Origin of the sequence: Prevotella sp. AM34-19LB (assembly GCF_003468525.1) — a bacterium.
Taxonomy (GTDB): domain Bacteria; phylum Bacteroidota; class Bacteroidia; order Bacteroidales; family Bacteroidaceae; genus Prevotella.
In genome coordinates this window covers 21771-34623 of the sequence record NZ_QSIG01000021.1, presented here as the reverse complement: position 1 = coordinate 34623, position 12853 = coordinate 21771, and the positions used below count along the sequence as shown (strand labels likewise).

The window sequence follows — 12853 nt, the reverse complement described above, 5'->3', positions numbered from 1 at the left end:
TAATCTCCTTATATTGAAAAATCTCCTTATGTTATAAATCTGCTTATATGTTTATACGATGAAGCTGAGGCCATAAACCAAGAGGATATATCTCAGCACTTTTCCGATGGTGATGCTGATGGTAGAGATGATGATATTGGCTCTTGTCAGTCCCAGCACGATGGTGATGGCGCTTCCCAAAATCGGGATGAAGGCGAAGAAGCCCATCCAGGCACCTCTATCAGCCATGAATCTTTCTGCCTGATCCAGTTTTTCCTTCTTCACGTGCAGATATTTCTCTATCCATTCCATTTTGCCCAGTCTGCCCACGCCATAGTTGAACAGCGATCCCAATACATTTCCTATGCTGCCATATATCACCAGAGGGATGGGATCCAGTCCTGCTGCCTGCAAGCCCGACATCACTACCTCGCTGCTGAAAGGAAAGAAACTGCCGGCAAGAAAGGCGGAAACAAGCATGCCCCAATAGCCCCAGTTGATTAAAAAGTCTATTATGTAACCCATTGAATATTATTTGTTTTACTGAATAGCCTGCAGCAATACCATTTCCGGAATGAAGATATTGTATAGCAATATCAATACCATGATGACCAGCGCCGAGATAAAGACGATGTTCGCCAGCTTTCCCTTAGTGTAGGTGATGAAGTGAGCGGTGAGTGGTGCCGTATTTACAATCATGATGCTGCTCAACTCCTTGATATGCTGAGGCTGCAGGATGATGAAGGCAAGACTCACATAGTTGATCAGAATGAATGAATTGTAGATCATTCGGGTACGGATCTTATCTGCATAAGAGGTATGCAGGAAGTGTATGCTGCCCAATGTGCTCAGGATGATGAGGAACAGGAGATTCACCACCTCGTGGTCGGTAACCTGCGAATAATCGAACAGATCCTGAGAGTTGATGAATTCCGCAAAATGACTGATCAGTCCATCGATATTATTGGTGTAGGCGAAGTAACCCGCTGAGAACCAGTACGGCATGATGAGTCCGATGATAGATGCAAAGAAGTTTCTGATGCTGAAGGAATTGGTGAATACCATCATCATCAGCCACAGGAAGGGCAGGAAATATCCCACCTGGATGAACACCATTGAGGCGAGTCCTACGCAGAAGAAGGCATAGAAGGTCCATCCTGCCGCCCGCCTGTCCTGGTAACTGTTCCAGATGATGAGGTAGAAGGCGATGGAGCACATCGTCACGATGCTTGCCTTGAAGGAGGGTGTAGGCAGAGAGGTCATGGTGATGAACACCAGGAAACTGCAGGACACCATTCGGCTGTAGGTTCGCATCAGGGAATTATGGTTGTTGAGCTCCACCATCAGCAGGGTAGAGAGAATGGTGAAGGCGAACTGCACCCAAATGTTAGCTACTAAAAAACCTACAGCAACCCATACCAAGGCGGCAAGGGTTGCTGTTACAGGTAGAGCGTAGCGGCTAGCCGCCACTTTATTTTGAAAAGTTTTCTTTCTTAACATCTAATTTTTTGAAATATGATGAAGCTTTTGCCCTTACAGGGCGACATTCTCCCTTGAATCATAACCCAGGGCGATGCCCTGGGCTGAGAGCTTCTGCCCTTTCAGGGCGTGTGGAGCCTATGGATTAAAGATCCTGTCCGATATCAGAGCGGAAGTACTTGTCTGTGAACTGAATCTTCTGAGCCTCGGCAAAGCTCTTCTTCAGAGCCTCTTCCTTATCCTTGCCGTAGCTGCTTACGCAGATTACACGGCCGCCATTGGTTACAACCTTTCCATCCTTCATGGCTGTACCAGAGTGGAAAACTACAGAACCTTCCACTTCATCGATACCCTGGATAGGATAACCCTTCTTGTAAGCCTCTGGATAACCACCGCTTACGAGCATCACGCAGACTGCAGCACGCTCATCAAACTCGATGCTGCGCTTGTCAAGATCGCCGGCAGCTACACCCTCAAAGAGATCCACGATGTCGCTCTTCAGGCGGAGCATCACGCTCTCAGTCTCTGGGTCACCCATACGGCAGTTGTACTCGATAACCATAGGCTCGCCCTCTACATTGATCAGACCGAAGAAGATGAAGCCCTTGTAGTCGATGTTCTCCTCAGCCAGACCCTCTACGGTAGGACGGATGATGCGCTCATCCACCTTCTGCATCCACTCCTTGGTTGCGAATGGCACAGGGGTAACGCTACCCATACCGCCGGTGTTCAGACCGGTATCGTGCTCGCCGATGCGCTTGTAGTCCTTAGCCTCAGGCAGAATCTTGTAGTTCTTGCCATCGGTCAATACGAATACGGAGCACTCGATACCGCTGAGGAATTCCTCGATAACTACGCGTGCAGAAGCGTTGCCGAACATACCGCCGAGCATCTCCTTGAACTCCTTCTTGGCCTCTTCCAGGGTAGGGAGGATGAGAACACCCTTGCCGGCGCACAAGCCGTCAGCCTTCAATACGTATGGAGCCTTCAGAGTCTCCAGGAACTTCAAGCCTTCTTCTACGTGCTCGCCGTCGAAAGTCTCATACTGAGCTGTCGGAATGTTGTGGCGCTTCATAAACTGCTTGGCGAAGTCCTTGCTTCCTTCCAGCACGGCACCAGCCTTTGATGGACCAATCACAGGGATGTTCTGGGTGCGAGGGTCAGCCTTGAAGTCATCATAGACACCCTTTACCAGTGGGTCTTCCGGACCTACTACCACCATATCAACACCGTTCTCGACAGCGAAGTTCTTGAGCGCCTCGAAGTCGTCAGCCTTGATATTCACATTCTCGCCGACATTCTGCGTACCGGCATTGCCAGGAGCGATAAAGAGTTTCTCACACTTCTCGCTCTGAGCGATTTTCCAAGCTAAGGCGTGCTCGCGGCCACCGCCTCCTAACAATAATATTTTCATCGTAGTTACGTTTAATAATTCTTCTATTACATGTTACAATCAGGATATTGGTCTTCTCCTTCTTTTACAATCAGGATAGATATTTACTCCTTTTTGCATCCAAATTCCTAATTTGCTGCAAAATTACTAAATTTCAGCGAACTATACAAGCAAAAAGCCTAAAATCTTTATCGCATATAGTGCTTATAGATTTCATAATAGATATCCGGCCATCCGTAGATGGCAATCCTCTCCAGTTCCTTGTAGAGTTCCGGTATGTCATCTATCAGCTTCACCAGGTCGGGATTGTATCGGGTTCCTGCGCCTTCTCTCAGTTCTTCCATCACTTTTTCGAAGCTCTTTTCCTGCTTGTAGTTTCTGCCTACTCGCTCGGTGGCAGCCTGCATGCAGTCGCACAGGGTTATGATGTCTATCATGAAGCGGTAAGGCGACTTGGTGTTGTCGAAGTCGCTTGGATAGCCTCCCTTGCCGTTGTACCATTTATGATGTCCCAGCGTGGTATCGTAGTAGTATTTCAGTTCCTGCGATATCTTCAGGTATTTCAGTCCCATTCGGGGATGCATTCTGATGATGCTGCGCTCCTCATCGCACAGCTGTCGATAGTCGTTGTTCACCACGCTTACGATACTGTTCTTGCCCACGTCGTGCCAGAGTGCAGCACGGGTGATGAAGTGGATGAGCTGTCGCTGATGAAGCCTTACCTGCCATTTGCTGCTGATGCCCAGCTTTCCTACCAGGAGTTCGCGCCGGTACCTGATGATGGCTTTCATCATCGTTTCTGCAAGTCGTGCCACGTGGGTAGAGTGGGCGTAGGTGGTAACCTGGGTTGCTACGTTCAGTTCCATCACGAATCCTATTCTTTCCTCATCGTTCAGGTATTTGATGAGTCGGGGATAGGTGCTCACATCTTCCAGTGTCTGATTATACTGTGTGGAGTTCTGCTGGTCTTTGCGATGTCTGAACATCCTGATAATGTCTTCACAGAACATCTTTACGTACTTCTTTTTGTAATTGGCTGAAACTCTGGCGGTATCTACGATGAATGCCAGGTTGGGATAATGAGACATCAGCGAATAGAAGGCACTTTCCCCCAGAACTTTTTGTCGTGTAAATGGTTTGATTAACGTTTCGTATATTCCCACGGCTTCTTTCAAGGCTGTTCTTGTCCGGATTTCTCCCATTTTTAGCTTCAAGACGATGAGGTTGAGCTTCGTAGAGGTGCTGAGTCCTACGGTATCCGGATATTGTCTTATCACTCGTTTTACCAATGCGTCTCCTTCTTTCTTTTCTATCAGTTCCGGATTGGTGAGATAGATTCCTCTTACTATCTCCAAGTCTCTGTTTTTGATTCGGTTAATCCATAGCTGCCTTCTCTTTTCGGGTACTTCCAGTTGGTCTGCCGTATGATTTCTAGCCAGTTCTTCCAGCTTTTCGTATCTTTCCTGCAGTTTTTTCAGGGGTTGGATATGGTGGAGTGTCCATGCAGATAGGCACAGATCCTGTAGGGCATAGCCGTACAGCCCCAGTTCTTCGGGCGTATGGCAGTGTGCACTGTCGGCTACGTATGCGATGCAATCGTATGCTTTTTTCAAAGTCTCGTTGTCTCTGTTCAGCTTCCATATCTGATAATAGGATGAACCCTTCCAGCTCATGGCTCTCAGAAAATAGTAGTTCTGGTCTTGCCGGTTCTTGAAGTTTCTGATCAGAATGTCGGTAATCCTGTTCGTGATGAAGGGATCCGTCAGGGCATAGGCATAGTTACGGAAGAAATGTACATTCAGACTGTCGTAGGCAGCATCCGGCAAAATGCTCTCCTTCGTCGTATCTGCCATATCGGTTTCGAAATAATCTGCAATGCTGTTCAGCAGCTTCACGTTCTCATGATAGATCTGATGGTTCTTCTGGCTTCTTGCCATAAAGAATCTTACCCATTCGTCGTGGTTGTGGATGCTGAAGATGCTGTCGTTGTAGCGATTGTAGATGATGCGGTTCTGAGATAGCTTGTCGAAGATAAATTTAAAGTCGGGGATGCTCTGTTTAGAAACAAAAAGCTCTTTACCTGCCACTTGCAGGTGGCAGGCAAAGAGTATAGTGGTAATTAATAAAATTACTTTTCTTATCTTGTTTATCATCTTTCGTTCCGAAGATTTGTTTTACTTCAGATAGACTCTCTTATATTTTCCATCCGTATTATTTTCGGATTGAGTCTCTTATACATTAATTATTATTCTTTTTACTTCAGGTAGTCGAAGAAGTAGTTGCTGATTCTTTCGTGCAGGTGAGTGCTCTGATGACCTCTCATGTTGTGAGGCTCACCTGGATATACGAAGAAATCTGGCTGGGTACCTGCTGCGATACAAGCCTTCAGGAAGGTGAGGCAGTGCTGTGGCACTACGGTCACATCGTTCAAGCCCTGGATAATCTGCAGCTTACCCTTCAGGTTCTTAGCCTGATAGAGCAGGGATGTCTTCTTGTAACCCTCTGGGTTGGTCTGTGGGGTATCCATATAGCGCTCGCCATACATCACCTCGTACCAGTGCCAGTCGATAACCGGACCGCCGGCTACTCCTACCTTGAATACGTCAGGATAGTTGGTCATCAATGAGATGGTCATGAATCCTCCGAAGCTCCAGCCGTGTACGCCAATCTTGTCGGCATCTACGTAAGGCAGGGTCTTCAGATACTCCACACCCTTCATCTGGTCCTTCATCTCCACCTGACCCAGCTGGCGGAAAGTAGCCTGCTCGAAAGCCTTGCCACGGTTCTCGCTGCCACGGTTGTCGAGAATGAAGAGCAGATAGCCCTTTTCTGCCATGTAGGTTTCCCAGCCACGGCTGCTGTAGTTCCAGCGGGCATCCACATTGTGGGCGTGAGGTCCACCATATACATATATAATGGTAGGATACTTCTTGTTAGGGTCGAAGTTCACCGGCTTCACCATTCTCCAGTAGAGGTCGGTTACGCCGTCGTCGGCCTTGATCGAACCGCAGCTGTATTCAGGCACGTTGTAGCCCTTCCAAGGGTTCTTGGCTGTGAAGTAAGCGGTGCGCTTGCCGTTCTCGGTGTTTACGATGGCAATCTTGCGAGGCACGGTAGGAGTAGAGTAGTTGTCATAGATAAACTGTCCGTTCCCGCTCAGGGTAGCGTTGTGCCAGCCCTTGCCGCAATCGTCCATCATGGTGTGCTTGCCGGTCTTGGTATCTACGGTGAAGATGTTTCGCTGGATAGGAGAGCATTCGTTGGATGCGATGATGATGCTCTTGCGCTTGGCGTTGAAGCCGAGCACTTCCATCACTTCCCATTTACCCGATGTCAACTGCTTGATTTCGAGCGATTCCGTGTTGCTCGCCATACGGCTGCCGTGCTTGCCCAGGGTGCAGAGATAGAGGTGGTTGTAGCCATCCTTGCGGCTCTGCATGATGAAACTGTTGCTGTCCCAAGGCAGGAACTGGATTGGGTGACAAGGCTCTACATACTTCTCATCGGTCTCGCGATAGAGCTCGCCGGTCTTCTCGCCGGTCTCTGCGCTGTAGGCAGTGAGGCGACAGTCATTCTGGTCGCGGTTCAGCTCAAACATATAGATGGTCTTGCTGTCTGGGCTCCATGCGATGTTGGTGAAGTAGCGGTCTGTAGGATCGCCAGCCTTCAGATAGATGGTCTTGCCGGTCATGCAGTCGAATACGCCCACGGTTACCTTGTGCGATGTCTCGCCTGTCATCGGATACTTGTCTGGTGCAGGCTTGGCGCAGCAGGTTTCTGTCTCAGGATGATTGAAGTAATCAATCTCCGGGATATCCACCTGCGGATAATCTGTCACCATGCTCTGGTCCATGCGGTAGAAGGCGAGCAGTTCGCCGTTAGGGCTCCAGAAGGTACCCTTGCTGATGCCGAACTCATCGCGGTGAACACTCTGACCATAGACGATAGAGCGGCTGCCGTCTGTAGAGATCTGGAAATCGTGAGACTTCTTCTCTCTTGTCATGGCATTGTTGGTTACATCGAAGGTGCGCACATAGAGGTTGCTGCCCTTCAGATAGGCGAATGCATTCTGCTGTGCGTTAGCTTCGAGGAGGTTCTCGCCATCTTCAAACTCCATCTCGCTCAGCAGCTTATGCTTCTTGAAGTCGATGGTGTAGGTCTTGCTGCCGTTGCTTACCATCACGATGCTCTTGCCTGCAAAAGGGAACAGAGCGTTGTAGAGGGCTCTTACCTTGATGTCCTTGGTAGGAGCAATCCACTGGTTGATATCGTTGATACCGAAGAGTTTTGTCTCCTTTCCGGTAGTCTTGTTTACGAGATAGCATGCCTCAATGTCCTGATGGATGAGTTCATTTCCCCACCAGGTGCACCAGCGGTTCTTTGCCACCATGTTGCGGTAGTTGTTGCCACCGAAGTTCAGGTCTTCCAGTGTGAAGGCTTTCTCGCCCTTCTGCGCAGGAACCACGCCCTGAGCCTGTATCTCGGTTGCATTCATTGCCATCATGGAAATCATAGCTGCAAAAGATAATTTATAAATTGAATTCTTCAGATTCATGATTTTTTTCTTGTTTTTTTGTAACACTTAACACCACGTTTTGTGGTGTTATGTGGTTTATCTATTTGATAACTAGGATTTTATCTTTAGCGACGCAGCGTTTCGCCGCATTGCTAGATTCTTAGCAATACGGCGTTTCACCGCATTGCTAGAAAATCTTAATCCTCGTCATCAAAGTCGGTGTCGAAGCTAGGCTTGCTGCCACGCTTTCCTCCGAAGTTCTTGCCGCCTCTGCGGTCTCCCTTGAAACCACCGCGCTTGTTGTTACGGTCGTTACGGTCGCCTCCGCGCTTGCCTCCGAAGCTGCGGCTGCCCTTGCGGTCATCATCATCGTCGCGTCTTCCGGCACCCACACGTGGACGTCCGCCACGGCGAATCTCATTGCGGCGCTTCTCGAAGTCCTCCAGGCGATGGCTGTGGAACTGGAAGCTGCGGATATCTGCCTCCTCGTTCTCAGTCTCCTCGCTCACACGCTTCTTGAACTCGCGTTCCTTCTTGAAACGGTGCTTCTGCGCCATCTCGCTCTTCTCGCGCTCTGTCTTCACGATACCGCCCTCAGAGCGGAACTCCTTCATCTTGCCGTCGAACATCACGTACTTGCGGAATTCGCACTCCAGACTTCCGTTATATACCGGAATCTTGATAGATGGCTTCAGACCAATCTGCTCGAAGCACTCCTCGCGGTAGCTCAGTACCCAAGCCTCGTTGCCTGCGAAGGCACGCTTGAATCGCTCGCCGATCATCTTGTAGGTGTTCAGCAGGTTAGGGGTAGAGATGCGCTCGCCGTATGGAGGGTTCATCACGATGATGCTCTTCTCGGCAGGCTGTGTGAAGTCCTTGAAATCCTGCTGGGCGATGGTGATATCCTTGCTCAGACCGGCTGCACGCACGTTGAGGTTGGCAGTGTTCACCGCCTTCATATCTACATCATATCCGTAGATGTGGTGCTCGAACTCGCGCTCCTGAGAGTCGTCGTTATAGATCATATCGAAGAGATCCTGGTCGAAATCGTTCCATTTCTCGAAGGCAAACTCCTTGCGGAATACACCTGGAGAGATGTTGCGGGCGATGAGGGCAGCCTCGATGGCGATGGTTCCCGAACCGCACATTGGGTCGATGAAGTCGCATTCGCCCTTCCAGCCGGTCATCAGGATCATACCTGCAGCGAGAACCTCGTTCAGAGGTGCCTCTACCTGCTCCTGGCGGTAGCCGCGGCGGTGCAGACTCTCACCGCTTGAGTCGAGACTCAGGGTAGCGTTATCCTCTGCGATATGGATGTTGAGGCGGATGTCTGGGTTAGACACGCTGATGTTAGGACGTGTGCCTTGCTTCTCGCGGAACCAGTCCACGATGGCATCCTTTACCTTGTAAGTCACGAAGCGTGAGTTGCGGAACTCCTCAGAATAGACTACTGAATCTACCGAGAAAGTCTTCTTCACGTCTAAGATGTCATCCCATTTGATCTTCTGAACCTCGTCGTACACCTCTTCGGCAGAACGAGCCTTGAAGTGCTTGATTGGTTTCAAGATGCGGATGGCTGTGTGTAACTGGAAGTTAGCACGATACATCATTTCCTTGTCGCCAGTGAAAGATACCATGCGGCGACCTATTTGTACATTGTTAGCACCCAGTTGGGTGAGCTCCTCAGCCAAGACTGGCTCCAGACCCATAAAGGTCTTGGCAATGAGTTCAAATTCCTGTTCCATTATTGAATTCTATATCTAATAAACTTTGTTTTTCTTTTCTATATTTCTTTGTTTTCGGCTTCATGTCCTTGGTCACCCACACGTTGGCGCCCACGATGCAGCCCTCTCCGATGGTGATTCTGCCCAGGATGGTGGCGTTGGCATATACGATGACATCGTCTTCCAGGATAGGGTGGCGAGGGATTCCCTTGATAGGATTGCCGTCCTTATCCAGCGGGAAACTCTTGGCTCCGAGGGTAACACCCTGGTAGAGCTTCACGTTGTTGCCGATGATGCAGGTGGCACCGATAACCACACCCGTGCCGTGGTCGATGGTGAAGTGGTGGCCGATGGTAGCCTCCGGATTGATATCGATACCCGTCTCCGAGTGTGCCAGCTCCGTCATCATTCTTGGGATGAGTGGCACGCCGAGCTTGTGCAGAACATGAGCGATACGATAGTTGGTGATAGCCTTGATCACGGGATAGCACGAGATGATTTCTCCGTGGCTCATCGCCGCCGGGTCACCGTTGTAGGCTGCCTCTACGTCGGTGGCGAGAATCTTGCGGAGCTTGGGAAATTCCATGATGGCTTTGGCGGCGATGACACCTGCTTGGCACGTTGGTGCTGCAGTTCTGCCTGGGTTTCCGATTCGCAGTCGTTGGCGAAGCAGAGTCCGGCGAGAATCTGTTCTGCGAGCATCTCGTAGAGTTTCTCAACTCTTACTCCGATATGGTATTTGATGGTAGAGATATTCACGGATGAGTTTCCGAAATATCCCGGAAAGAGGATGGAGCGAGACAGATTGATGATGTCTTCGAGCGCCTTGCCCGAAGGAAGTGGATTTCCGTCTCTATGCTGATGGAAGAGACCCTTAAGCGATTCGGCGCTTGAAAGCTCGTCGATAGTCTCTGTCAGCTGATGAGTTAATGTATCTTTACTCATGTTCTTAATGTATCAATAAAATTCGAGTGCAAAGATACGATTAATTTCTTGAACTGCAAAGAATTCGTTCTTGTTTTTTGTGATTTTTTTAGCGTTGCTGCAATTTCATATCCCTGAATGCACTCCAGGCTATCGGTACCGCCACGAGGAAGGAGCAGATATCTGCCACGCCTGACACATCTCCACGCCCAGTAATCCGAAGAAATGAGGGAGGATGAAAATGAGCGGAATGAAGAACAAACCGCTACGTGCTGCTGCCACGATATTCGCACGTACAGGCTTGCGGATGGTCTGAGTCAACATATTCGTCAGCACAATGGTGGCAACCAGAGGGAAGCTGATTACCTGCCACTTCAGGGCTACGGAACCCACGGCTACGACATGAGGATCATCACGGAAAAGTTCGATGATCTGTTCAGAGAAGATGAAGCCGATGACGGCACATACCGCCAGGAATACCGTGCCGCATTTGATGCAGAAAAAGAAAGCCTCCTTCACGCGGTCGTACAACTTGGCTCCATAGCAGAAACCGCAGAGCGGCTGGAAACCCTGCCCCAATCCAATCACCACGGCATAGGTGAAGAACGAGATTCTCGTCACGATACTCATACCCGCAATGGCTGCATCTCCGTAGGCTCCGGCAGCCACATTCAGCACCAGTGTGGCGATGCTTCCCAAGCCCTGTCTTGATAAGGAAGGCGTGCCGCCAAAGATAATCTCCTTGAAGTAAGCCCAGGATGGCGTGAAGTTGCGAAGATGGATTCGGATGTTTCCTCCCTTATGCGTCATCCAGAAGAGCATGGCGCAGCCGAAGCACTGGCTGGTGAGGGTGGCGATGGCGGCACCCGTGATGCCCATGGCAAAATAAAGGATGAGCAGCGGGGCAAGGATGAGGTTGAGAAGCACTCCCGACATGATTCCCTTCATTGCATACATCGCATTGCCCTGGAAGCGCATCTGGTTGTTGAGTGTCAGAGAAGTTGTCATGAAGGGAGCACCCAGCAGGATGATGCCGAGATAGCGCTCGATATAGGGCTGGATGGTGGGGGTGGAACCCAGGAGAATGCACAGCGGTGTAAGGAAAAGTTGCCCAAGAATGGCGATGAGAAGTCCCGTCAGAAAACTCAGCACGAAGCCCGTGGATGCCATCTTCTTCGCCTTCTCCATCTCCTTGGCTCCCAGCATTCGTGAGATATAGTTGCCTGAGCCATGACCATAGAAGAAACCAACAGCCTGGATTACTGCCATCATGGCGAAGGAAACGCCTACCGCCGCCACGCTCTGGGTATTGATGCTGCCCACGAAGTAGGTGTCGGCGAGGTTGTACATACTCGTCGATAACATGCTGATAATGGTAGGAATCGCCATCGTAAAAATCACCCGATGCACCGGTGCATGGGTCAGGAATGTATAATTATCTCTCGATTTCTTCATATTTCTAGAATCCTTTCAGCCTGCAAAGTTACTGCTTTATTTCCGAAAGGGGGGAAATATTCGATGATTTTAACGCTCGGCAGGAAAAAAAACACGGATTTCGTTTGCCATCTCGGAAAAAACTCGTACTTTTGCACCGTTTTTCTGATGATACATTATTATAAAAAAGAAAAATCAGAGCAAAAAGTTTTAGAAAAAATCAGATCAATGAGTGATATTAGAATCATACCCGTTACTACCAAGAAAGGATTGAGAACTTTCATACAGTTCTATTACGACCTTTATGAAGGTAGCAAATATGCCGTTCCTTACTTGCGTTTTGACGAGTGGAATACATTGAGCAAAGGCAAGAACCCTGCCTTCGATTTCTGCGAAGCGCAATATTTCCTGGCTATCGATTACAGCATCCCGAGGTGGTAGGCCGCATTGCCGCCATTATCAACCATTGTGCCAACGACCAGTGGAACAAGAAGCAGGTGCGCTTCGGATGGTTCGACTTCATCGATAATCTCGAGGTTTCCAGTATGCTGCTGGATGCCGCAGCCCGGTGGGGCAGAGAGCGTGGCATGGAAGAATTGGTAGGACCACTTGGCTTTACCGATATGGACCGCGAAGGAATGCTCATCGAAGGATTCCACGAGAAATCCACCATGTACGTCAACTACAATTACCCTTATTATCCCAAGCACATGGATGCTCTGGAGCTCTTCCAGAAGGACAACGACTGGCTGGAGTACCGCATCAAGGTGCCTGAGGTAACCCCTCCGAAATTTGCCAAGACAGCCCAGCTCATCGAGAGCCGCTACAATCTGCATGTGCATAAGTTTACCAAGCACGAACTGGTTCAGGGCGGCATGGGCAGGGAAGTCTTCCGCATCGTCAACGAAACCTACAAGGATCTCTACGATTTCCAGCAACTCACCGACCGACAGATCGACGGGTATGTGGATTCGTATATCAAGATGGCGGATATGAACCTCATCACCGGTGTGGTAGATGGCAACGACAACAACCGCCTGATCGGTTTCGGCGTATCCTTCCCATCCATGACCGAGGCGTTGCAGAAGAACCGCAACGGCAAGCTCTTCCCTTGGGGATGGCTTCGACTCCTGCGGGTGATGAAGTGCCATGCCACTGATACCGTGGATCTGGTGCTCATCGGTGTGTTGCCGGAATATCGCAGCAAGGGTGCCAATGCCCTCATCTTCGCCGACCTCATCGAGCAGTACCACCGCTACGGTTTCAAATGGGCGGAGGCGATGCCGCAGATGGAGAGCAACAAGGGAGTGCAGAGCCAGTGGCAGTATCTGGAAAGCGTGCAGCACCGTCGCCGCCGCTGCTACAGAAGAAAGTTATAGGAAATTGAAGAAAAATAAAAATAAT

6 protein-coding genes and 3 pseudogenes are annotated in these 12853 nt (G+C 49.7%); 1 reads left to right on the top strand and 8 read right to left on the bottom strand.

The window, feature by feature from the left end; translation table 11 throughout:
- Positions 1 to 51 precede the first annotated feature (51 nt).
- The 8 genes and pseudogenes from DW830_RS08140 to DW830_RS08105 all read right to left on the bottom strand — a co-directional run bounded on the left by DW830_RS08140 (position 52) and on the right by DW830_RS08105 (position 11470).
- The gene (locus DW830_RS08140; RefSeq protein WP_089544912.1) at positions 52 to 504 is read right to left on the bottom strand and encodes a YqaA family protein; all 453 of its coding nucleotides are present in this window, start codon (positions 502 to 504) and stop codon (positions 52 to 54) included.
- 15 nt (positions 505 to 519) lie between these two features.
- Positions 520 to 1479, bottom strand: coding sequence for a hypothetical protein (locus DW830_RS08135; protein ID WP_147487238.1), 960 nt, complete (start codon positions 1477 to 1479; stop codon positions 520 to 522).
- A 124-nt stretch (positions 1480 to 1603) separates the two neighbouring features.
- On the bottom strand, positions 1604 to 2872 hold the full coding sequence (purD, locus tag DW830_RS08130) for a phosphoribosylamine--glycine ligase (protein WP_117663491.1): 1269 nt from the start codon (positions 2870 to 2872) through the stop codon (positions 1604 to 1606).
- A gap of 167 nt (positions 2873 to 3039) precedes the next feature.
- Positions 3040 to 5004, bottom strand: a complete 1965-nt coding sequence (locus tag DW830_RS08125; RefSeq protein ID WP_119249521.1) for an HD-GYP domain-containing protein — start codon at positions 5002 to 5004, stop codon at positions 3040 to 3042.
- A gap of 101 nt (positions 5005 to 5105) precedes the next feature.
- A complete protein-coding gene (locus DW830_RS08120; RefSeq protein ID WP_199656088.1) occupies positions 5106 to 7352 on the bottom strand; it encodes a S9 family peptidase in 2247 nt (748 codons plus the stop codon).
- 212 nt (positions 7353 to 7564) lie between these two features.
- A complete protein-coding gene (locus tag DW830_RS08115; RefSeq protein WP_119249519.1) occupies positions 7565 to 9112 on the bottom strand; it encodes a class I SAM-dependent RNA methyltransferase in 1548 nt (515 codons plus the stop codon).
- Positions 9096 to 10036: pseudogene (locus DW830_RS08110) on the bottom strand (serine O-acetyltransferase). The gene DW830_RS08115 and the pseudogene DW830_RS08110 overlap by 17 nt, the downstream one beginning before the upstream one ends.
- 88 nt (positions 10037 to 10124) lie before the next feature.
- Positions 10125 to 11470 (bottom strand): annotated as a pseudogene (locus tag DW830_RS08105) (MATE family efflux transporter).
- A 207-nt stretch (positions 11471 to 11677) separates the two neighbouring features.
- Between DW830_RS08105 and DW830_RS08100 the strand changes: the two are divergent.
- Positions 11678 to 12828: pseudogene (locus tag DW830_RS08100) on the top strand (N-acetyltransferase).
- Positions 12829 to 12853: the final 25 nt, after the last annotated feature.